General features: G+C 63.9%; 16 protein-coding genes. 11 read left to right on the top strand and 5 right to left on the bottom strand.

Going from position 1 to position 19,243, the window contains the following annotated elements:
• The first annotated feature begins 15 nt into the window (after positions 1-15).
• Positions 16-2,022 (top strand): cyclic di-GMP phosphodiesterase, encoded by a 2,007-nt coding sequence (pdeR, locus tag QQS38_RS15555; RefSeq protein ID WP_479646269.1) that lies wholly within the window; start codon positions 16-18, stop codon positions 2,020-2,022.
• A gap of 41 nt (positions 2,023-2,063) precedes the next feature.
• Here pdeR and QQS38_RS15550 read toward each other — a convergent pair whose 3' ends face one another.
• Positions 2,064-2,930, bottom strand: coding sequence for a crotonase/enoyl-CoA hydratase family protein (locus QQS38_RS15550; protein ID WP_479646268.1), 867 nt, complete (start codon positions 2,928-2,930; stop codon positions 2,064-2,066).
• A 292-nt stretch (positions 2,931-3,222) separates the two neighbouring features.
• On the opposite strand from QQS38_RS15550, the gene QQS38_RS15545 reads away from it, so the two are divergent.
• The 10 genes from QQS38_RS15545 (at position 3,223) to QQS38_RS15500 (ending at position 15,102) form a co-directional block, all read left to right on the top strand.
• A complete protein-coding gene (locus QQS38_RS15545) occupies positions 3,223-5,904 on the top strand; it encodes a cation-translocating P-type ATPase (RefSeq protein WP_479646267.1) in 2,682 nt (893 codons plus the stop codon).
• Positions 5,901-6,968, top strand: coding sequence for an AI-2E family transporter (locus QQS38_RS15540; protein WP_479646266.1), 1,068 nt, complete (start codon positions 5,901-5,903; stop codon positions 6,966-6,968). Before QQS38_RS15545 ends, QQS38_RS15540 begins: the two co-directional genes overlap by 4 nt.
• A gap of 174 nt (positions 6,969-7,142) precedes the next feature.
• A complete protein-coding gene (locus QQS38_RS15535) occupies positions 7,143-7,517 on the top strand; it encodes a DUF1924 domain-containing protein (protein WP_479646416.1) in 375 nt (124 codons plus the stop codon).
• 49 nt (positions 7,518-7,566) lie between these two features.
• Positions 7,567-8,052, top strand: a complete 486-nt coding sequence (locus QQS38_RS15530) for a diheme cytochrome c (protein ID WP_479646265.1) — start codon at positions 7,567-7,569, stop codon at positions 8,050-8,052.
• Positions 8,024-8,755, top strand: coding sequence for a cytochrome b/b6 domain-containing protein (locus QQS38_RS15525; protein ID WP_479646264.1), 732 nt, complete (start codon positions 8,024-8,026; stop codon positions 8,753-8,755). The genes QQS38_RS15530 and QQS38_RS15525 overlap by 29 nt, the downstream gene beginning before the upstream one ends.
• Before the next feature lie 25 nt (positions 8,756-8,780).
• Positions 8,781-9,455 carry a response regulator gene (locus QQS38_RS15520; protein WP_479646263.1) on the top strand — a complete coding sequence of 225 codons (675 nt, stop codon included), beginning with the start codon at positions 8,781-8,783 and terminating at the stop codon, positions 9,453-9,455.
• The gene (locus QQS38_RS15515; protein ID WP_479646262.1) at positions 9,452-10,834 is read left to right on the top strand and encodes an ATP-binding protein; all 1,383 of its coding nucleotides are present in this window, start codon (positions 9,452-9,454) and stop codon (positions 10,832-10,834) included. The genes QQS38_RS15520 and QQS38_RS15515 overlap by 4 nt, the downstream gene beginning before the upstream one ends.
• 37 nt (positions 10,835-10,871) lie before the next feature.
• On the top strand, positions 10,872-11,576 hold the full coding sequence (locus QQS38_RS15510) for an ABC transporter ATP-binding protein (RefSeq protein ID WP_479646261.1): 705 nt from the start codon (positions 10,872-10,874) through the stop codon (positions 11,574-11,576).
• Positions 11,570-13,939 carry an ABC transporter permease gene (locus QQS38_RS15505; RefSeq protein WP_479646260.1) on the top strand — a complete coding sequence of 790 codons (2,370 nt, stop codon included), beginning with the start codon at positions 11,570-11,572 and terminating at the stop codon, positions 13,937-13,939. Before QQS38_RS15510 ends, QQS38_RS15505 begins: the two co-directional genes overlap by 7 nt.
• On the top strand, positions 13,936-15,102 hold the full coding sequence (locus QQS38_RS15500; RefSeq protein ID WP_479646259.1) for an efflux RND transporter periplasmic adaptor subunit: 1,167 nt from the start codon (positions 13,936-13,938) through the stop codon (positions 15,100-15,102). Before QQS38_RS15505 ends, QQS38_RS15500 begins: the two co-directional genes overlap by 4 nt.
• Positions 15,103-15,139: 37 nt before the next feature.
• Here the strand turns inward: QQS38_RS15500 and QQS38_RS15495 are convergent, their stop codons facing one another.
• The 4 genes from QQS38_RS15495 to QQS38_RS15480 form a co-directional block, all read right to left on the bottom strand.
• Positions 15,140-16,081, bottom strand: a complete 942-nt coding sequence (locus QQS38_RS15495) for a cation diffusion facilitator family transporter (RefSeq protein ID WP_479646258.1) — start codon at positions 16,079-16,081, stop codon at positions 15,140-15,142.
• Positions 16,082-16,274: 193 nt separating this feature from the next.
• On the bottom strand, positions 16,275-17,087 hold the full coding sequence (locus QQS38_RS15490) for a transporter substrate-binding domain-containing protein (protein ID WP_479646257.1): 813 nt from the start codon (positions 17,085-17,087) through the stop codon (positions 16,275-16,277).
• Between the two features lie 212 nt (positions 17,088-17,299).
• Complete coding sequence (locus QQS38_RS15485) at positions 17,300-18,232, bottom strand: LysR family transcriptional regulator (protein WP_479646256.1); 933 nt, start codon at positions 18,230-18,232, stop codon at positions 17,300-17,302.
• 295 nt (positions 18,233-18,527) lie between these two features.
• On the bottom strand, positions 18,528-19,106 hold the full coding sequence (locus tag QQS38_RS15480) for a chorismate mutase (RefSeq protein ID WP_479646255.1): 579 nt from the start codon (positions 19,104-19,106) through the stop codon (positions 18,528-18,530).
• Between the last annotated feature and the right edge of the window lie 137 nt (positions 19,107-19,243).

Raw genomic sequence — 19,243 nt, 5'->3', positions numbered from 1 at the left:
TCAACGGGGCCAGCTATGTTTTTCGACGAAAACGATTGCGCCGTGCTGGAAGTCCTTCTCGGAACGAAAAGCCCTTGCTGGCGCCTAGGCAGCGACAGCAACGCGTTGGAGCTGGCGGCCGTGCGCGGCCTGACCAATGTCAGCGTCGCCCTTACCGACGCGCAGGCCGCGCAGATTCGTAGCCTGACCGGCGTCACGTCGCACCTGCTGCTCGAGATTTCGCTGTTCGGCCATGGGTTGACCCTCCATCTCGTGGGAAAAAAGGTCAACTTGACCGACTGGGCCGGTACGGCCGCCGATTATTCGGACACGGTTTCGGTGGCGAGCGCGCTTTCCACCGGGCTCGCCGCGGCCGAACAAGTCGTGTCGGAAGTCAATTCGCTCGTCGTCATCCTGGATCGCAACGGCAACGTGCAGCGTTTCAATCGGATGTGCGAGGAAGTGACGGGCATGCGTGAAGTCGATGTCATCGGCAGAAGCGCATTCGAGATGTTCATGAGCCCGGACCAAGGCCGGCAATCCCGTACGAACATCGCGCAATTCTTTGCGAGCGGAAAATCGTTCGAGGTCGAGCGTGTCATCAATACGGTTAAAGGTCCGCGCCTCTTTCAGTTCCGCAATAAGTTCGTTCATAGCGGCAGCGGGATCGAAGAAGAATTCATCATCTGCTCGGGTTTGGATATCACCGATGAGCGGGATGCGCGAAACCGCTTGAACGACTTGGCGTCGAAGGACGTGCTCACGGGGCTCATGAATCGCTACGCGATCAACGCGACGATCGAGGCCGCGCTCGAGCGGGCGCGCGACGACGAAGACCGCGTGCTGGGCATCGTCTTCCTCGACCTCGATAACTTCAAGCGTGTCAACGATCACTTCGGGCACGTCAATGGCGACCGGTTGATCAAGCGCGTGTCCGAAATCGTGAGCGAGTGCTTGCCGCGAGGGGCGACCATCGCGCGGCTAGGCGGAGACGAATTCCTGATCCTCGTCGATCCTTGCACCCAGGAAGGGCTGCAGACGCTCGCCGAAACGATCATCGACCGGCTGCGCACGCCGGTTCATTTGGATTTGATGGATGTCTACACGAGTTGCTCCATCGGCATCGCGCTGTTCCCCGAGCACGGCGAGACGCTCGAAGCGCTGATCTCGCACGCGGATACGGCCATGTACGCGGCCAAGGAGGCGGGCAAGCATACCTATTGCGTCTTTGCGCCCGAGATGAATCAAAAGGTCGCCAAATACATTTGGCTCGATACCGAACTCAGAAGAGCGATTGAAGAGAAGCAGTTCGTCCTTCATTACCAACCCCTGGTCAACCTCCGCACGGGGCGTCTGCACAGCGTGGAAGCCTTGTTGCGCTGGCAATCCACGAGCCGCGGGCTGGTGCCTCCCGGGGAGTTCATTCGCTTCACCGAGGAATCGGGCCTCATCCTTCCGATCGGCCGGTGGTTGATGCAGGAGGCGGTCGCTCAGGCGGCGCGTTGGCACGAAAGCGGGCTCGATATCCGGATCTCCGTGAACGTATCGGCACGCCAGCTGCGCGACGCTGCGATCGTCACCCAGTTGCGCGAGCTGGTCGAGCAAAGTGAGTCGGCCCGCACGCTGATCGACATCGAATTGACGGAGAGCTGCTTCATCGAGGACGAAAAGGCCGCTGTCGAACTCATGAGGCAGTTCAAGCAGTTGGGCGCGCGCATTTTGCTCGACGATTTCGGCACCGGCTATTCGTCCCTATCGCAATTGACGCGATTGCCGATCGACATCATCAAACTCGATCGCAGCTTCATCACGGGCATCGACCAAAACTTCCAAGCGCAGTCGCTCGTGCGGTCCGTGTTGAGCCTTGCGCGCGCGTTCGGCTTCTCGGTCGTGGCCGAAGGCGTCGAAACGGAGCGCGAAGTTCAGTTCCTGAAGGACATCGGCGTTGACTTCGCGCAAGGGTTTTTCTATGCCCGGCCGATGGCGGCCCAGGCATTCGAGGCGTGGCTGGACGACAAGAAGAAGCTCAGGCTCATCGCCTGAGCTTGCCAACGGCGTGGCGGCGCCCAGATGCGGGTCCTGGCTCAGGGCACGGCTTTGAGCTTGGATACGCGCCGGTTCTGCAGCACGACGAGTCGTTCCATGAACCCGATGTCTTTCTCCTCGAGCATGAACGCCGAATTGACCCAGTCTTCGGTGATGTCCATGAGTTCGGAGCGCGAGAGCGGCAGCACGCGCTGACGGGCGCGAAGCATCGCGCGCGTGCCGTTGAGCATGGGGCGCATGACGTCGATGAAGGTTCTCGTCGCCATCAAAGCCTGGCCCGGCTCGAACACTTCGTCGACGAGCCCTTGTTCGGCATGCCATTCCGCGAACCGCGATTCACCGGTACTGATCAACGTTTCCGCCACGCGCATGTTCGACTTGCGTGCCACGAGCGAATAGCCTCCCATTCCTGGAAATAGGTTGAATGCAATTTCGGGAAACCCGAGTTTCGTTCCCTTTTGCGCGAGCACGTAATGATGCGCCAGTGCGGCTTCGAAGCCGCCGCCCAGGGCGCTGCCTTCGACCATTGCAATGCTGATCGCGTCGGTGCCGAAGCCGTTGTAAATCTCCCAAACGCCGTCGATGCACGACCGGGCATAGGCCATCAATTTGTCGCGCTCTCCTTTGCGGATGACGTCGACAAAAAAGTTCAGATCGCCGCCGACATTGAAAATCTCTGGAACGAGTGAGCCCGTGACCCAAAAATCGAACCGGAGTCCGGACTCGCGGGCGGCGCGCGCCAAACGAATGATGTCGGTGACCAACTGCTGGTTGAAGCAGGGTCTCGGCGCCGAGCGCAGCATCATCCACATGACGTGGCGGTCTTCCTCGTAGTAGGCCATGAGTTGGCTAAATTCGCCTGCCTCGTGAAAAGGCCGGCATCCAGAGCTGACTTCGAATCGCATGTTGTTCCTTTTGCGTGTGTGATATTGGCTTGAACTGCTCCCGATGGGCGGGTGCGCCCTTCGAGGCATCGCCAATTTAGCGCGTCGGAATTCGTAGGCCGAAGTAGAGAGGAGAAAACTGCGGGGAATTGCTTTCGGGAATGTGTTGCAGCCCGCATAGATGCCGCATTCGCGCGGCGTTGACGCATATCAACGGAGGGGCGCCGTGAGTGCGCCATCCTACATTTGCCGGCAGTGGCTACCGGTAGTGTGACGAGATATTCGGAATGCGGATGAAAGTCGTGTGAAAGAAATGTGGCACACCCAAACTGCGCAGGCGGTTGCGCAATCGATTGCGACCGACGCCGAACACGGCCTGGATAGCGGCGAGGCGTCGCGCCGTCTCGAACGATACGGGCGCAACGATGTTGCCGAAGGCGCTAGGCGCAGCGTCGCGGCGATGTTCGCCGCGCAATTTCGCGACTTCTCGATTCTCGTGCTGGTGGCGGTCGCGGTCGTTTCGGGGTTACTGGGCGATATCGAAGATCTCTTGGTCATTGCCGCGATCGTCGTGCTCAATGCGAGCATCGGCTTCGCCCAAGATTTTCGCGCGGACCGCGCGATGGCTGAGCTCAAGCGCCTTGGCGGGCGTCGCGCGATGGTCGTGCGCGACGCCCGCCGCTCGACCATCGAGGCCGCTTTGCTCGTGCCGGGCGACATCGTGCTGCTGGAAGCGGGGGCCATGATCCCGGCGGACTTGCGGCTGATCGAAGCGCCGCAATTGAAAGTCGACGAGGCGGCGCTGACCGGCGAAGCGGTTCCCGTCGAAAAAAACGTGGCCGCGCTGGGCGATGCCGCATTGGCCATAGCGGATCAAACCAACATGGTCTTCAAGGGCACCGTCGTTACGTACGGGCGCGCGCGGGGCATCGTGGTGGCGACCGGAATGGACACCCAATTCGGCCGCATCGCCGCGCTGCTCGATCAGGTGTCGCCCACCGCTACCCCACTGCAAAGACGTCTTGCCGTATTCGGGCGGCAGCTCGCGATCGGCGTGCTGGGCGTGTGCGCCGCGATCTTCGTGGCGGGCGTGTTGCGCGGCGAAGCGGTGCTGGCGATGTTGCTCACGGCCGCGAGCCTGGCCGTGGCCGCCATCCCTGAGGCGCTGCCGGCGGTCGTGACCGTCATGCTCGCCTTGGGCGGGCGCAACATGGCGCGGCGCAACGCGCTCGTGCGCAGGTTGCCCGCGGTGGAGACGCTCGGATCGGTGGGCTGCATCTGCACGGATAAGACGGGAACCCTGACGTGCAATGAGATGCGCGTCGTGCAACTGTCGCCAAGCGCGGCCGCGCGGGTGCCGGCGGACGCAGCCACGCGCGACGGGGTGATCGGCCAGCTATTGCAAGCGGCCGCATTGAGCAACGACGCCGGATACGATGCGCGCGGCGAGCCCATGGGCGATCCAACGGAGGTCGCGCTAGCGCGGGTCGCGGCCGAAGCGGGTTTGCACCGACGCGAGCTAGAGCAAACGATGCCGCGCTGCATGGAGTTTGCGTTCGACTCCGACCGCAAGCGTATGACGACGATACATCGTGCGGGGAGCGGGTTCGTCGCCTATACGAAGGGCGCGCCGGAGGCAGTCGTCGAACGGTGCACCGCCGTGGCGCGCGACGGCGGCGACGATGACGGACACGGCCAGTTGGACCGAAGCGCATTGCTCGCCACAGCGGAAGCGATGGCCGTCGATGGGCTCAGAGTCTTGGCCGTTGCGCGGCGCGAGTGGCCGGCGCTGCCTGAGCAGGCCGCTCGTGTGGACGCCGTCGAAAGCGGGCTGACGTTGATCGGTTTCATCGGCATGCTCGATCCGCTACGCGACGGCGTATCCGCGGCCGTCGCGAAATGCCGCGCAGCCGGCATTGCCACGGTCATGGTGACGGGGGATCACCCTGCGACGGCGCGCGCGATCGCGCGTTCGCTCGGCATGTTGGAAGAAGGCGACACGGTGATGACGGGGCGCGAGCTCGCCGCGCTCACGGACGACGCGCTCACGCGCCGCATCGATCATGTGAAGGTATTCGCGCGGCTGGACCCCGCGCAAAAGATCCGTATCGTGCAAGCGATTCAGGCGCGCGGCCGCTACGTCGCCATGACCGGCGATGGCGTGAACGACGCGCCCGCGCTTGCGCATGCGGACATTGGCGTGGCGATGGGAAAAGCGGGCACCGATGTCGCACGCGAGGCGGCGAGCCTGGTGTTGCTCGACGACAACTTTGCGACGATCGTCGCGGCCGTCGAAGAAGGCCGGCGCATTTACGGAAACATCCGGAAGTTCATGCGGTATGTGCTGACCTGCAATTCGGCCGAGCTGTGGGTGATTGCCGCTGCGCCTTTTTTGGGACTGCCTGCGCCGCTGCTGCCGATCCATATTTTGTGGATCAACCTGCTCACCGACGGCTTGCCCGGCCTCGCTTTGGCGGCCGAGCCCGCGGAGCCGACGATCATGCAAGAGCCCCCGCGGTCCGCACGCGAGAGTGTCTTCGCGCACGGCATGTGGTGGCACATTGCGCTGGGCGGGTTGGCCATGGCGGCCGTCACGCTGTTGGCGCAAGGCTGGGCGTTGCGGCATGGCCATGCCGCTTGGCAGACGATGACATTCACGGTGTTGACCTTGTCGCAACTCGGCCATGTGCTTGCCGTTCGTTCCGAGCGTGAGTCGCTCTTCGTGCAAGGACCGACTTCGAACTTGCCTTTGCTCGGGGCGATCGCACTGACGATCGTTTGCCAATTGGCGGCGATTTACGTTCCGGCGTTCAATGCCGCCCTTCGGACGAGTCCGCTCGATCCGGCCGAACTCGCGCTATGCCTGGCGATGTCCGCGGTGGTTTTCCTCCTCGTGGAGGGCGAGAAGTACCTGATTCGCCATTGCCTGACTTTTGGCGCCGTGCGTGCACGCCTCGGCGCAGAGAAGCGCGCGAAAGGATCGAGGCCGACATGACCACACCGTTCGGCAAGCGCACCGTGCATGCGCTGCTTCTTACCGGGCTGCTCACCCTGGGCGTCGTCGTGCTGCGGCCGTTCCTGATCCCCGTGGCGTGGGCTTGCATCATCGCTTACGCGACTTGGCCGGCATTCGAGGGTGTGCGCAGCGTGACCGGCAACCGGCGGGCGCTCGCCGCGTTGGTCATGACGTCGATCGTCACGCTCGGCTTGGTCGTTCCTATGCTGCTACTGTCGATGCCGCTCATGCGGGAGACGATCTCGTTTTTCAAGCAAATGGCGGCGTGGTTTTCGAATCCGCACGATTCGTTGCCGCGCGCACTCACGTCGTTGCCCTGGGTTGGCACGTGGCTGCAAGCATGGATGGACGAAATAGTGCGCGAGCCGTCGGGGTGGCGCGTGCAACTGACGCAGTGGGGCAACCGCTGGATCGGCGATGCGGCGCGGCTTGCGGGCGGCTTGGGGCGCAACGTCGTCAAATTCGGCTTTGCGCTGTTGACGTTGTTTTTTGCCTATCGCGACGGCGAGACCGTGCTCGCTCAGGTCAGGCGCTCGCTGAGGCCTTACTTGGGCGAGCGCCTGGACGTCTACCTATCCGCCATAGGCGATGTTTGTCGTTCCGTGGTGCAAGGCATCGTGTTGACCGCCGCGGCGCAAGGGACGCTCGCAGGCATCGGGTACTGGGCGGCTGGCGTCGCCGCTCCGTTGCTGCTCGCGATGCTGACCGCCGTGGCTGCGCTGTTGCCGTTCGGCACGCCACTCGTATGGGCGCCGGCGGGGATTGCCTTGATTGTCGGCGGCCATGTGTGGCCGGGCGTGGGGCTGCTGCTGTGGGGGGCGCTGGCCGTCAGTTGGATCGACAACGTCATTCGCCCATTCGTCATCAGCAGCGCGGGCCATATGCCGTTCCTGCTCGTGATCTTCGGCATCGTGGGCGGCGTGCTGGCATTCGGTCTCATCGGCGTCTTCATCGGCCCCTTCGTGATCGCGACGCTGCTAGCGGTATGGCGCGAATGGCAGTCGGGTCTCGATACGGCTGGGGGAGATTCGTCGGCGGATTGACGCCGATGCGAGCGAGGGGCCGACCCAATCGCCAAACGATGTATGAGCGCGGCCCGTGGGTGCGGCGCGAGTGTTAAGAATCCGGTAAGGAAGCGGCCCGAACATACAGAGCATGAACTGGGAGGATCAACGATGTCCGCTTCGGCTCGCTCGAACTTGGCTCGGGTGCTGTGGATGGCCGGCATGACCGCAGCTTGTGCGGTGTCGCCCGCTCGTGCGCAAACGCCCGCGCAAGCGTTGAACGCGTACTCCGCACAGGCCGGTGCAGCGCCGTCGCCTGCGCGCGGTCAGGAGTTCTTCACGACGCGGCATGGGCGCGAGTGGGCCTGCGCCACGTGCCACGGCGCGACGCCGACCGGCAACGGGCAACACGCGGCCACCGGCAAGACGATTGCTCCGCTTGCGCCCGCATTCAATCCCGAGCGCTTCACCGATGCCGCAAAAACGGAGAAATGGTTCCGCCGCAATTGCGGGGATGTGGTGGGGCGCGAATGCACCGCGTCGGAGAAGGCCGACGTCCTCAGTTGGTTGATGACGCTCAAACGATAGCGATAGCCCGAGCGCATCGGACACAGACTCAACCGCGAGAAACCGACCCATGACTACCCGCCGCCGCGTCGCCACTGCATCCGCGCTTGCTGCGCTTTTCGGGCTAGCGCTCACGAGCGCTGCCCTCGGAGAAGAAGAGCAACGGACAAGCGCCACACCGTTGTTGCCCAAGTACCGGCAGGAGTGCGCCGCCTGTCACATTGCTTATCCGCCCGGCATGCTTCCCGCCGACTCTTGGCGGCGCATCTTGAGCGATCTGGACCATCATTTCGGCCAGAACGCATCGCTCGATGCGGCGTCCGTGAAGGAACTAGAGGGCTGGCTTACTGCGCACGCTGCGAAAGGAACGGGCGCGGCAAGCGCGCCGCCGCAAGATCGCATCACGCGTTCGCGATGGTTCATCGCCGAGCACGACGAAGTCCCGGCATCGACCTGGCGGCTGCCTGCCGTGAAAAGCGCTTCGAACTGCGCTGCCTGTCATACCCAAGCTGATCGAGGAAACTTCGATGAACGATACATTCGCATCCCGCGCTGACGCTCAAGCACGGCCGGCCGGCACGGTCCGCATTCTAGTGTGGGACGCGCCGGTGCGCGTGTTCCATTGGCTCATGGTCGCGTCGTTCGCCGGCGCATGGCTGACTGCCGAAAGCGAGCGATGGCGCCTGCTGCATGTCACGCTCGGCTATACGATGCTCGGGCTCGTTGGTTTTCGTGTCTTGTGGGGGCTGATCGGGACGCGCTATGCGCGCTTTTCCGAGTTCGTGCGCGCGCCTGCGGCCATCGCCCGGTATTTGACCAGTCTCGTGAAAGGAAGCCCCGAGCATCATGTCGGACACAATCCCGCGGGCGCGGTCGCGATCGTCGCCATGCTGCTGGCGACGATTGCGGTCGGCGTTACCGGCTGGGCGACCTATAACGGCACCGGAGGGGAATGGTTCGAGGAACTTCACGAAGGTGTCGCCAACGCGATGCTCGCGCTGGTCGTCGTTCACGTCGTGGCGGTATTGGCGAGCAGCCTGCTGCATCGCGAGAACCTGGTCACAGCGATGATCACGGGCCGCAAGCCGGGACGAGCCGGCGAAGGCATTCGCGGGGCGCGCTGGGCAATCGCTGCGCTGCTGATGGCGGCAGTGCTCGGCGGTTGGTGGACGCAATGGCGCGCAGCGCCAACGGCGCCGGCCGCCGCTCACACAGTTGGGGCTGGCGCGGACACGCAAGCCGGCGACAAGGACGACTGAGCGGCACGGACGAGACCCCCAAGCCATGCGCATCTTGCTTGTCGAAGACGACCCCTTGCTCGGAGACGGCGTGCGCGCCGGATTGAGGCAACAGGGTTTTCAGGTCGATTGGGTTCGCGACGGCGAGGCCGCCGAAAAGGAGTTGCGCGCGCAACCGTATGCCGCCGCGGTCCTCGATTTGGGGTTGCCGCGCATGGATGGGATCGACGTGTTGCGTCGTGTTCGACGGGCGGGCGTGGCGTTGCCGATTCTCGTATTGACCGCGCGCGATGCCGTGCCCGATCGGATCCGGGGGCTGGATGTGGGGGCCGACGATTACGTCGTCAAACCTGTCGATCTGCACGAGCTCGGCGCGCGGCTGCGGGCGCTGGTGCGGCGCGCGCACGGCCGCCCGAGCGAGCGGCTGCAAGCTCAGCACGTCGTCCTCGAGCCGGCATCGCGCACGGTATATGCGAATGGGTCGCCCGTCACGCTCGCGGCGCGCGAGTTCGATTTGCTGCATGTGCTGATGCTCAACGCCGGGCGCGTGCTCACGCGCGAGCAAATCGAACAGCATCTGTATAGCTGGGGCCAAGAGGTCGAGAGCAACGCCGTGGAAGTGCATATCCATCGCCTGCGGGCCAAGCTCGGCAGCGATTTGATCCGGACCGTGCGCGGCGTCGGCTATGTGCTGCTGAACGAACCGGTGCGCGATCCATGATGCTGCCGCGTTCGCTGCAGGGCCGCTTGTTGGTGCTCGTGACCGCCGTGGTCGCGGTGGTATGGCTGGCCGCTACGGCGCTCGCGTGGCGGGACGCGCAACGGGAAATCGATCAACTGCTCGACAGTCATCTCGCGCAGGCTGCAGCCTTGCTCGTGATGCAGCAGGCGCAAGCCGAGGCCGAAGACGAGGCGCTCGACGCACCGATCTTGCATCCGTATGCGCCGCGCGTGGTGTTCCAGGTTTTCCATCGAGGCCACCTGGGCATTCATTCGGCCAATGCACCGGCACAACCGATGGCGCCCGCCCAGCACGACCGCACGAGCGGCTTTTGGACGGTGCAAATCGACGGCAAGGCGTGGCGTGTGTTCGCCACGCCGGGCGCGCAGCACGACGTGCAAGTCTACGTGGGCGAGCAGGTGGCCGCGCGCACGTCTATTCTGATGGCCGTCTTGCGCAGCGCCTTCTGGCCCATGGGCGGTGCGCTGCCGATTCTCGCGCTCGCCACGTGGTGGGCGGTGCGGCGCGGGGCGGCGCCGCTGCGAGACCTGGGGCGAGCGCTCGCGCGGCGCGACCCGCATGCGCTCGATCCGATCCGGATGATGCGCGCGCCGCAGGAAATGCAGCCGATGGTCGATGCGCTGAACCGGTTGTTCGATCGGATCCGCGACGTGCTCGACTCCGAGCGTCGCTTCACGGCAGATGCCGCGCATGAATTGCGCACGCCGATTGCAGCCGTCAAAGCACAAGCGCAAGTCGCGCTGGCCGAGCATGATGCTCGATTGCGCGAGCATGCACTGCGCGGCGTGCTCGAAGGTTGCGATCGTGCGGCGCATTTGGTCGACCAGCTCTTGCTGCTTTCCCGGCTCGAAGCGGGAACGCTCACCGAGCGTGCCCCGCTCGAACTCGCGAGCGTGGCCCGGCAGGTCGTAGCCGACTTCGCCCCGCGCTCGATCGAGAAACTGCAGCAGATCGAACTCGATGCGGCCGAACCGTGCCCGATATCCGGCAACGAGACCTTGCTCGCGTTGCTGCTGCGCAATCTCATCGACAACGCCGTGCGCTACAGCCCCGCTCGCTCGCGCATCGTAGTGTCGGTATTTAGCCGGGACGCTCATGCGGTGGCAAGGGTGGAAGATGGCGGTGCCGGTCTCACTCCTGACGAATTGAATCGTTTGGGCGAACGCTTCTTTCGCGGCCGGGACAATGCGCAAACGGGGAGCGGTCTTGGTTGGTCCATCGTGCGGCGCATAGCGAGTGCGCACGGCGCTGCGATCGACGTGGGGCTATCGAGCGAGTTGGGCGGATTGCGTGTGGAGGTTTCCTTCCCCTATTCGCCCGTTGATCCAGGTCAATCGGCGGCCGCTCGATCTTGCTAAGGTAATCGGCACTTGCCGGTTTCTGGTCGAGCCCACCATGGAAACTGTCTTTTCGATTCAGGCAGTCTCCAAGGTCTATCCGATGGGTAGCGTCAGCGTCCATGCGCTCGAGAACGTCAATCTCGATTTGGAAGCCGGGGAGTTCGTGGTGTTGCTCGGCGCATCGGGCAGCGGCAAGTCGACGTTGCTGAACTTGATGGGGGGACTCGACACGCCCACGAGCGGCTCGATTCAATACCGCGACCATCGCCTGTCCGACGCCACAGAGCGAGACCTGACCCGCTTCCGGCGTGAGCATGTCGGCTTCGTTTTTCAATTCTTCAACCTCATACCCGGTCTGACGGCTCGCGAGAACATCGCACTCGTCACCGATATCGCCGAGCATCCCGTCGATCCCGGCGAGGCATTGCGCATGGTTGGGATCGAAGCGCTGGCGGACCATTTTCCTTCGCAGATGTCGGGCGGCGAGCAACAACGGGTGGCGATTGCGCGCGCCGTCGCCAAGCGCCCCGATGTGCTGCTGTGCGACGAGCCGACCGGTGCGCTCGATTTCCGTACCGGCAGGCGCGTGCTCGAAGTGATCGAACGGGTGAACCGCGAGTTTGGCGCGCTGACCATCGTCGTCACGCACAACGCCGTGATAGCGGAGATGGCGAACCGCGTCGTTAGGATGAGCAGCGGCGCAATCATCGACGAACGCCGCAACGCGCAGCGATGCAGCGCGCAGGATCTGACATGGTAAGCGCGCTCTCTCGGCTGGCATGGCGCGACCTATGGCACGTTCGCGCTCAGGCGAGCGCGGCGGTGCTGGTCGTCGCTTGCGGTGTAGCGACGTTCGTCGCAATGCGCAGCACTTATCTGGTGCTGCTCGGCGCGCAGCGCGACTACTACGCGTCGTACCGTTTCGCCGATTTGTTCGTGCATTTGAAGCGCGCCCCCGATTCGGTTGTCTCGCGCATTGCAGACTTGCCGGGCGTGCGACGCGTGGAGGCACGCGTCGTCGCCGACGTGACCGTCGATGTTCCTGGCCTGCGAGAACCTGCCACCGGTCACATTGTCTCCGTGCCGGAGCAGACCTGGCCGACGTTGAACGTATTGCATTTGAGGAGCGGCCGATACGTCACGCCTGGGCGCGATGACGAAGTCATGATCAGCGCCGCGTTCGCCGAAGCGAACCACCTGCAAGCGGGGCAGCGTATCGGAGCCGTGCTCAATGGCCGCTGGAAGCGCATGCGCATCGTCGGCGTCGCGCTGTCGCCGGAATATATCTACGAAGCCGGCGCCGGCTCCATCTTTCCCGACAATCGCCACTATGGGGTGTTGTGGATGGGCCGCGATGCCATCTCGGCCGCTTTCCGCATGGAGGGGGCATTCAACGATTTGGCGCTGACGCTGGACGACCGCGCAAACGCGGCGGACGTCGTCGCACGCATCGATCGAGCGCTCGCTTCCTATGGCGGCTTGGGTGCGATCACGCGAGAGGACCAGGTGTCGAATCGCTTCATCACGGATGAGATCGCGCAGAACCGGATTACCGCGACGTACGTCCCGGCGATCTTTTTTTGCGTAGCGATGTTCATGTTGCAAAACGTGCTTGGCCGGCTTGTCGATATACAGCGAACTCAGATCGGCTTGATGAAGGCGTTCGGATACGGTAATGCACGGGTTGCGATGCATTACTTGCAGTTCGCGGGGGTGATCGCTGTCGTGGGCGCCGCCGTCGGCGTGGCAGTGGGAATGGCGTTGGGCTCGACGCTAATCGAGGTTTACGCTCGCTACTACCGGTTCGCTCGCCTCGACTTTCATGTGGACATGGCGGTCGTTATTCTGGCCTTCACGATGAGCGCCGCGGCCGCGATGGGCGCGACGGCATTCAGTGTCGCCAAAGCGGCGCGGCTCATGCCCGTGGAGGCATTACGCTCGCCCGTTCCCCCCGATTTCGCCGCTGGGTGGGCCGAGCGGCTCGGACTCTATCGCCATCTGGGCGTGACTTGGCGAATGATTGCGCGCAATGTCACTCGCCGGCCCGCCAAGGCTTTGCTGTCCTGTCTTGCGATAGCCTGCGCCAGCGCGATCCTGGTAACGGGTGGGTTCTTCTTCGATGCGATCGATTATCTCTTCGACGTGCAATTTCAGCGCATCGAACGTCAGGACCTGACGATCGCTTTTACGCAGCCGCTATCGCATCGCGCGATTTACGCACTGCAGCGCTTGCCTGGGGTACTGCGCGTCGAGCCGTTCCGCGACGTGCCCGTCAAGCTGTCGGCCGGACCGCGAGCGCGCCGCTTGTCCCTGAGCGGGATCTCGCCCTCGTCCGAAATGCATCGGCTGCTGGACGACCGGAGCTTGCCGCTGCGCGTTCCGCCAGACGGGATCCTCATTTCGTCGCAGTTGGCCGATACGCTTCGTGTCCGAACCGGGGGCGCGGTCACGGTCCAGGTGCTCGAAGGCGAACGCCAAACTCGCCGAGTGACGGTCGCAGGCCGGATCGGCGACATGGTGGGCGTTCAAGCCTATATGGATCAACGAGCCCTTTCGCGCTTTCTGGGGGAAAGCAACGACTGGTCCGGCGCTTGGTTGAAGGTCGATCCGCAAGCGCGAGACCGCTTGTACGCAACGCTCAAGCGGATGCCCACCGTCAACGCGGTGGCGCTGCGTCAATCGGTGATCGACAGTTTTCGCAAGATCATGAACGAGAGCGTCCGGCTCTCGACCTCGATCAATTTTTCTTTCGCTTGCATCATTGCGTTCGGCGTCGCATTCAACGGGATGCGCATCGCTTATTCCGAGCGAGTCCAGCAACTGGCGTCTTTGCGTGTACTCGGCTTTACGCGTGCCGAGGTCGCGTGGATACTGCTTGGTGAGCAATTCCTGCTCGCCGGGCTCGCTACGCCGGTAGGGCTCGCTTTGGGCTATGGCGTGTGCGCGTTGCTGGTTCGGCGCCTCGAAACCGACCTTTATCGATTGCCGCTCGTGGTCGCTTCATCCACCTATGCTTACGCGGCGATCGTCACGGCCGCCGCGGTCGCCGCGTCCGGTTTGATAGTGGCGTGGAAGATTCGGCGGCTCGATATCGTCGCCGCGCTCAAGGCGAGGGAGTCATGAAGGCCGGCCGAGCACGCCGATTGCCGCTGTTCGCTGTGGGCGCAGTGGCCCTTGTCTTGACGCTGGCCTACGCATTCTGGCCGGCCCCGATGGTGGTCGATACGGCAACGGTGAAGCGCGGGCCGCTGTTGGTCACGATCGACGAGGACGGCGAGATCCGGGCTCACGATCGCTACGTGATCACCGCGCCGATCGCAGGCCGCTTGTTGCGCGTGGACTTGCGGGAAGGCGATCGCGTGCGTGCCGGGCAGGTCGTGGCGGTAGTCGTGCCGGCGCCGATGACGCCCGGCGAGAGCGCCGAACAGCAAGCGCGCGTGGAGGCGGCGCAGGCGTCATATCGTGAGGCGACGGCACGCGTCGAGCACGCGCAGGCCGATTTTTCGCAGGCGCGACGCGAGCGCGAGCGTGGACAAGCGATGCTCGATATCGGCGCAATCTCACGGCAGACTCTCGAGCAGTTGCGTGCGACGGAAGCATCGAGCAGCAGCGATCTGGTTGCGGCGCGCGCGCGCGAGCGGGCCGCGGGGGCCGAAGTGCGAGCCGCGATCGCCAATTTGAAGGCGCTGGCGACCGGCCAGCCGGTGGAGGTGCGCTCGCCCGTGGATGCGATGGTGCTGCGCGTCGACGAAAAGAGCGAACGCGTGACGGCTGCCGGGACGCCGGTCATGCTGTTGGCCGATCCGTCGCGCTACGAGGTGGTGATCGATGTGCTCTCGACCGACGCAGTCAAGATCGGCCCGGGCATGCGCGTGTCGCTGGAGGATTGGGGCGGTGACGCGCCGATCGACGCGAAGGTGCGCGTGGTCGAGCCCGGCGCGTTTACCAAGGTGTCGGCGCTAGGCGTGGAAGAGCAGCGGGTGCGCGTGGTGGCCGATCTAATCGGTTCGCCAGGGCGTTTGAACGATGGCTATCGCGTGCAGGGCAGAATCGTGATTTGGGAGCGAGCCGACGTGCTAGGCGTTCCTATCGGCGCGCTGTTCCGTTGCGGCGAACAGTGGTGCGTATTCGCCGTGGCCGACGGTAGAGCGGTGCAACGCGTGGTGCGGCTTGGGCAGCGCAATGCCGATGCTGCGCAGGTGCTCGAGGGCCTGGGCGAGCGGGAGAAAGTCGTCGTATACCCACCGAGCACGCTCGTGGACCACGCTCGCGTGCAATCGCGTTGATGAAGGCGCTTGTGCGCGTAGAACGCCTTAGGCCCAGTTAGCGTCCGCTTGCGGGAACGATCCGTTTTACCGGGTCCACGTGCGTCATGACGTTCAACACCCGATGGCGCGACAGCACGCGCTGACGCGCCGCCACGGCGATCTCGTGCCCGGCTTCCACCGAAATCGCGGCATCGACTTCGATATGGGCGTCCGCCACGATCATGTCGCCCATCTTGCGGGTACGCAGATCGTGCACGCCTTGCACGCCCGGTGTGGCGAGCAGCGTCTCGCGAATCGCGTCGATCTCATGCTCGTCCGCCGAGCGATCCATCAGGTCGTGCATGGCGTCCCAGCCGAATTCGGCGCCCATCTTCAGCACGAGCAAGCCGACGATGAGCGCGGCGATCGGATCGAGCATCGGATAGCCCGCGAGATTGCCCACGATGCCCACGCTCACGACCAGCGACGAGGCGGCATCCGAGCGAGCGTGCCAGGCGTTGGCGACGAGCATGCTCGATTTCACGCGCTTGGCCACGGCCAGCATGTAACGAAACAGCAACTCTTTCGCTATCAACGCAGCGACGGCAACCCATAACGCCAGGACATGCACGCGCTGAATGGTCTCGGGCGCCTCGAGCTTGCGCACGGCTGACCAAAGCATGCCGATTCCAACCACCGCAAGCAGCAGGCCGAGCACCAGGGAAGCCGCGGTTTCGAACCGCTGGTGGCCATATGGGTGCTTCTCGTCCGCGCTTTTGGCGCTGTGATGGCTTGCGACGAGGACGACGAAATCCGCGATCAGATCCGACAGCGAGTGGATGCCGTCGGCGACCAGGCCCTGCGAGCGGGAGAGAATACCGGCGGTGACTTGACCCAGCGTCAGGGCGAGGTTGACGCCGACGCTGACCCAGGTGCTGCGTGACGCGGCGGCAGAGCGCGCGGCGGTGGCGGAGGCGGGATCTTCGGTGTCTTCGTCGAAGGCGGGTTGCGGATTCATCGGCTGGGTTCGCGCACTTGCACGCGGTCACGTTCGTTTTCGCACCGGCCTCTCGCGCGGCGCGCCTGGCATCGATTGTGTCGCCGGCGGCGGCGGAGCGTTTGACGAAGGTCAAGCATGCCCGCTTCGTTGCGTGCGCGCGCCATGCGCCCCACGGCGGGCGACCGCCGTGGGGGCACACGCACCCGAACGATTACGGCGCGACCGGGTGGGTCACATCGGAGCCGAACCAGCGGTTCGAGATCTTTGCAAGCGTGCCGTCTTGTTTCATCGCGCTCAAGGCATCGTTGACCGCCTTCTCGAACTGGGGGTTGCCTTTGCGGAACGGAATCCCCATTTCCTGTTCTCCGCCCTTCAGGATATTGCCGGGGCGAAGCGGAAGGTTGGACGTCTTGATGATGTAAGGCAGCATGAGCCGATCGTCCAGCGTCGCGTCGATGCGCCCGGAGGCGAGATCGCGCAGCTTCTCGGGGGCGCCGGGATACGTTTGAACATTGACGCCGGACACCGCGCGCGCCATCTGATCGTAGTTGGTGCCGAGCGTCACGCCGAGCTTTTTGTCGCCCTTGAATTCAGCCAGCGATTTGAAATCTCGCTTGTCGTTGGCTCGCTGAATCAATTGGGCCGCCGAATAGGTGTAGGGCTGGCTGAAATCGAGCACCTCCTTGCGTTGCGGCGTGATCGTGACTTGATTCACGATCACGTCGAACTTGCCCGCCTGCAACCCTGCGAGAATGCCGCTCCACTCGGTGGCGATGAATTGCGTCTTCACCCCGAGCTTCGCTGCCAAGGCTTTCGCGACATCGACGTCGAAGCCTTCCAGTTCCCCGGCCGAATTGCGGTAATCGAAGGGCGGGTAGGTGCCCTCCAGACCGACGCGCAGCACGCCGTTCGTCTTGACGGTTTGAAGCAGGTCTTCGGCGTGAGCGGCCGCGCCGACGAAGCTGAACGCAGCGGCGAGCAGCACGCTGCGGAAAAGTACCTTGATGACGTTCTTCGACTGCATTGTCTCCTCCTTGGGTTTGAGCCTTGCTTTGATTGCTGCGTGTGCGCAAGGCGCGACCTTCCTCGGAAGGATCGAATGGCACTACGAGAATTCATAATGCGTCCGATACGAAGTCGAGCGCAAGCGAGCGCACGCCGTCGAACGGTAACACTTTCGGCGTCGACGAGCACGTGCCCGCACCACCGGCGCGCGGCCTGCGCCGTGCTGCCCGTTCAACCGACGGTGAGGGCGGCGTCGCGGCCGGCTCGCTCCGCGAACCGGTGGGCTGTCTGCATGGCGATTTCGACGAGATGTTCGGCGCGGGGCGTGCCGGTGCGCCAAGTGACGACGAACGGCAGCGCAGGCGGCGTCTCCAACCCCTCGAGGCGGCGCAGCGCACCTTTATGCAGCAAGTCGGAGACGAGCGCCGGCGGCATGGCGGCGATCCCCAATCCGGCCTGCGTCAATTGAATCATCGCAGCCAGGGAATTGACGCAGCTCACGCGCGGCTCGTTCACGCCATGCGATTGCATGAGGCGAAGCAGGTCCTGATGCGGTCGCGAGTGACGCGAATAGGTGATGAGGCGCTCGCCGCTGAGCCGCCGCAGTGCCGCGGTCGAGGTTTCGCCCGGCTGCTTGGACGCGATCGTGGACTCGGCGGCCGCGATCCATTCGACGGAAAGATCGAGCAGCCCGACGCTGCGAATCGTTTCGTCGCGAATCATATCGGTTTGGATCACCAGATCGAGCGTGCCCCGGCGCAACTGTTCGATGAGATTGAGCGCCGTGTCCGAGGTCACTTCGATATCGAGGTTCGGGTATTGGCGCACTGCGTCGGCGACGAAATCGACGAACCAGGAGTGAATCGCACTGTCCATCGCGCCGATTCGAATGGTGCCCGCCACCGAGTTCTCGTCCTGCAGCGAGGCGTAGAGCTCGGCCATGGTCCGGCTCACTTGCTCGGCGTGATGCATCACGCGCTCGCCCGCGCGAGTCAGCGTGACGCCCTTCGGTTCGCGCTTGAAAAGCTTCGCGCCCAGCTCCTGTTCGAGCACCGAGATCCGGCTCGAAATGGCGGCCTGCGTCGATTGAAGCTTATCCGCTGCCAGGCTGAAGCTGCGTAGCTTGGCCACCCACAAGAACGTTTCGAGAAACTTGAGATTCACTTTTTGCTCCGCGGCGCCGGATGGCTGTCCAAGGCATATGCGGCTGGCCCAGGTCGAATACACGGATTGTGACGGGATTGGCCGCGACTAGTCGACGCAGAAAAATAAATGCGGCGCATAAAGGAAATCGGTGCCTATCGCCATGCGCTTTTTGGGCGCGAGTGGACACCACCCGCGCCGCATCGTGCAAGCTGAGCCGTTCATCACGGCGCGCCACGGCCCGGCATCGATCCGCCGCTCGCCCGCGCGACAACGGCTACTTTCCCGCGGCGGGTGGGGCACGCCGGCGAGCGCGTCAGTACACGCGGCAAAAGCCCGCCATGGCGCGAGCGAGCGCGATGGCCCGCAACGAAGTGAATTCGAACTGATGTTCGAACGTATAGCGGCCGACTGCCCGCGCCACCTCGGTTGCGCAGGCTTGGCTCTCCATGACGGGCGCTGCGCTCGCCAGCCCGGCGATGATCTTGGTCTGCAGCGCGTCCAGTTCGGGGCGGATGGCGCCGACGAGATCGACCGGCGCATGGGGCGGCGCGAATCCGGCGCGACGCCAACGCGAGAGCAGTTCGTACTGCACGAGCTTGTTGGCTTCGATCTGAGCCTTGAAAAAGCGCGTCGTATCCGCGGCCGAGAGATTCGCTTGCCCGCCTTCGGCCACGGCCTTGGCGATCACGGCGCTCTCGCGTGCAGGGTCTTCGACGCTCGTGCCGCTATCCCATTTCGACAAGGCGACTTGGTCGCCGATAGCAAGGCGCTCTGCAGCGCTTTCGATCAATGGGCGCAGCAGGTGTCCGGCATTTTGCGCGCGCGCGGCCGGCGCGCCGAGCAAGAGGAGGGCGGCGCACACGGCGGTGTTCAAGCGACGACGAGATTTCATGAGCGATCGGTAAGCGTTCGTGGTCGATTCATTACTTCAGGGCGAGGGGAGAATGTATATAAACTTCCCGCAAAAGAAAAGGCGGAAGGAGAAAACCGCCGCCGGCTCGAATGTAAAGCGCTCGAATCCGTTCGATC

The organism is Trinickia sp. Z7, assembly GCF_056498045.1.
The sequence above is the reverse complement of the archived record's forward strand: the minus strand, read 5'-3'. Positions and strand labels throughout refer to the sequence as shown.

Excerpts from the sequence above, each read along its gene's own strand:
- QQS38_RS15510 (WP_479646261.1), top strand. The coding sequence starts at position 10,872 with ATGGAAACTGTCTTTTCGATTCAGGCAGTCTCCAAGGTCTATCCGATG.
- QQS38_RS15545 (WP_479646267.1), top strand. The coding sequence starts at position 3,223 with ATGTGGCACACCCAAACTGCGCAGGCGGTTGCGCAATCGATTGCGACC.
- QQS38_RS15530 (WP_479646265.1), top strand. The coding sequence starts at position 7,567 with ATGACTACCCGCCGCCGCGTCGCCACTGCATCCGCGCTTGCTGCGCTT.
- QQS38_RS15525 (WP_479646264.1), top strand. The coding sequence starts at position 8,024 with ATGAACGATACATTCGCATCCCGCGCTGACGCTCAAGCACGGCCGGCC.
- QQS38_RS15520 (WP_479646263.1), top strand. The coding sequence starts at position 8,781 with ATGCGCATCTTGCTTGTCGAAGACGACCCCTTGCTCGGAGACGGCGTG.
- QQS38_RS15550 (WP_479646268.1), bottom strand. The coding sequence starts at position 2,930 with ATGCGATTCGAAGTCAGCTCTGGATGCCGGCCTTTTCACGAGGCAGGC.
- QQS38_RS15540 (WP_479646266.1), top strand. The coding sequence starts at position 5,901 with ATGACCACACCGTTCGGCAAGCGCACCGTGCATGCGCTGCTTCTTACC.
- QQS38_RS15490 (WP_479646257.1), bottom strand. The coding sequence starts at position 17,087 with ATGCAGTCGAAGAACGTCATCAAGGTACTTTTCCGCAGCGTGCTGCTC.
- QQS38_RS15480 (WP_479646255.1), bottom strand. The coding sequence starts at position 19,106 with ATGAAATCTCGTCGTCGCTTGAACACCGCCGTGTGCGCCGCCCTCCTC.
- pdeR (WP_479646269.1), top strand. The coding sequence starts at position 16 with ATGTTTTTCGACGAAAACGATTGCGCCGTGCTGGAAGTCCTTCTCGGA.
- QQS38_RS15515 (WP_479646262.1), top strand. The coding sequence starts at position 9,452 with ATGATGCTGCCGCGTTCGCTGCAGGGCCGCTTGTTGGTGCTCGTGACC.
- QQS38_RS15535 (WP_479646416.1), top strand. The coding sequence starts at position 7,143 with ATGGCCGGCATGACCGCAGCTTGTGCGGTGTCGCCCGCTCGTGCGCAA.
- QQS38_RS15500 (WP_479646259.1), top strand. The coding sequence starts at position 13,936 with ATGAAGGCCGGCCGAGCACGCCGATTGCCGCTGTTCGCTGTGGGCGCA.
- QQS38_RS15495 (WP_479646258.1), bottom strand. The coding sequence starts at position 16,081 with ATGAATCCGCAACCCGCCTTCGACGAAGACACCGAAGATCCCGCCTCC.
- QQS38_RS15505 (WP_479646260.1), top strand. The coding sequence starts at position 11,570 with ATGGTAAGCGCGCTCTCTCGGCTGGCATGGCGCGACCTATGGCACGTT.